This window comes from uncultured Enorma sp., from assembly GCA_905210055.1.
In the GTDB taxonomy this organism is placed as follows: Bacteria; Actinomycetota; Coriobacteriia; order Coriobacteriales; family Coriobacteriaceae; genus Enorma.
Window position 1 is genome coordinate 1 of record CAJLVH010000205.1, and the last position, 2,128, is coordinate 2,128.

The following is a 2,128-nucleotide window of genomic DNA, read 5'->3' on the forward strand; positions in this document are numbered from 1 at the left end:
CGCTGCATAGCGCTCGAGCCGCTCGACTTGCTCGGCGATCACGACAAGCGACTCATCGCGCGCGGAAGCAGCCTCATCGCGGGCATCATCCTGCTCGGCGTCAACGGCATCGCCCAAGCTCGGTGCCGCCGCCCGTTCCCGCGCCTGCGCCATCTCGACCGTGCCTTTGAGCACGGTAAGAGGGGTGCGAAGGTCGTGGGCGAACGCGGCGTTCAGCCGACGTCGGTCTTCAGCCGCGCGCCAGAGCTCGCGGTATGCATCGAAGAGCGCCTCTCGCATGCGTTCCATCACGCCTGCGAGCCGCCCGAGCTCGCGCCCGCGCACCGGCGCGACCTCGAAATCGAGATCCTGCGCTGCGATGCGGTCGGCCGCGGCGCCCAAGCTCGCAAGGGGCTCGGCGATATAGCGCCGATAGAATCGGCGGAAGAACAGCAACGCGCCGCCGCCGAATATCACAACCGGCGCCACAATGCCTGCAGCGACGCGCAGTCCCCAATCGAGCGGCGTGAGATAGACGGACTCGTCGAGCGCCACAAAGTAGGCCACATTTGAGAGGAGCACGTCGTCGCCGAGCTCTTCCCCGGTGAGCGCAGCAATCGTTTGGGAGCGTTCGGCTCGTTCCCGGGCATCGTACGCAGGCAGATCGCTAACCGAGATTTCGGCATCTGGGTCATAGGGACTGCCGTCCGTCGCGATGTAATCCGCCTCCGTGTAGTTACCACCCCAGTCTGTCACGCGATAGACGGGGTCGCGCCGCAGCAGCTCCATGGTGGCGTTCACCACCTGCATGTCGCGATTCCACCCGCCCGCGACGATGGCTCCCTGCGAATAGTTCTCTGCCGCCGTAGCGAATGCCACGAACACGACCTGGTCGTAGAAATCGTCGAGATACACGGGCGTCGCCGGCACGAGTTCATCGGTCGCCGCGTCGTAGATGTACGGCCCCGCGTTGACTTCGACATGCTCTGCGCGGTGCTCCTCCGATACCCGGTAGTACACCTCCATAATGCCCTCGATTGCCACGAGACAAAGCGCGCTCGCCACCACGAGCCACGCGATTGTATAGCCGAAGAACGCACGCATGATGCTCGGATTCTTCCACCACGCACGAAGGCGCGCGCCGAGCCCCGCCCGAGACTCCGCCGCCTCACCGTGCCGCTCTTCAGCATCAGTTTTCATCTTGCCATCTCGCTTCCCCGCGCTCATCGCGCCACCCACCTATATCCCACGCCCCACACGGTTTCGATCACGTCGTCGCCCACGCCCGCCGCAGCGAACTTGTTGCGGATGCGCCGCACGTGCTCGCGCACGATCGCCGGGTCACCCGTCGCGTCCCAATTCCAAACCCGCTCGTAGATCTGCGTGCGATCGTACACACGACCTGGGTTCTTGCTCAGCAGAGCGATGATGTCGAACTCCGTACGCGTGAGGTCGAGTGGCGTGGGCGAAGGTGTTGATCCCGGCTCACCCATCGACCCAGATATGTCCGACGCAGCCGCCGTAGCCGACGCGACCGTAACCGTTCGCTTAGCAAAATCTATCGTGATGTTCGAAAACACGCGCGTACTGCGTTCGCGCACCTCCACGCTGCGCCGCTCCTCACGCGCCAGGTGCGCCCGCACGCGGCCGCCGAGCACGTCGAGCGAGAACGGTTTGAGCACATAATCGTCTGCGCCGGCCGCGAAGCCATCAAGCTGGTCGGTGTTCTCGATACGCGCCGTGAGGAAGATGATGGGGCAGCTGAGCGCCTCTCGAAGCCTGCGGCATAGTTCAAACCCATCCATACCGGGCATATTCACGTCAAGCAACGCGAGGTCAATGCTCCTGTCGTGCGCAACGGCGTCGTTCACGGCGGCAAGTGCCTCCTGCGCCGCGTGCGCGCACACCGTCTCGTATCCCTGCATGCGGAAATAGCCGTCGAGCATATGCACGATCGCAGGCTCGTCGTCCACGATGAGGAGCCGCTTTGCATTTCGACCGTTCGACATAGCCTTCTCCTTTCGCCCTCTCAACCATATGGTGACAGTAAGTTGTCGAGTTTTCGTCTACGCCACCTCGACACTTTTGGCGTCACTTTGGGGACGGCTACGTTTGTGTCGTTTTCGATACAAACGTACCCGTCCCCAAA

Annotated in this window: 2 protein-coding genes; both read right to left on the minus strand. The window is 63.2% G+C overall.

Going from position 1 to position 2,128, the window contains the following annotated elements; translation table 11 throughout:
• Positions 1–1,179 (minus strand): HAMP domain-containing protein (locus tag QZ079_RS09180; protein WP_297037545.1); only part of this gene is annotated, 1,179 nt, incomplete at its 3' end.
• Between the two features lie 23 nt (positions 1,180–1,202).
• Entirely contained in the window at positions 1,203–1,988 is a 786-nt protein-coding gene (locus QZ079_RS09185) for a response regulator transcription factor (RefSeq protein WP_297037546.1), read from the minus strand.
• Between the last annotated feature and the right edge of the window lie 140 nt (positions 1,989–2,128).

Excerpts from the sequence above, each read along its gene's own strand:
- QZ079_RS09185 (WP_297037546.1), bottom strand. The coding sequence starts at position 1,988 with ATGTCGAACGGTCGAAATGCAAAGCGGCTCCTCATCGTGGACGACGAG.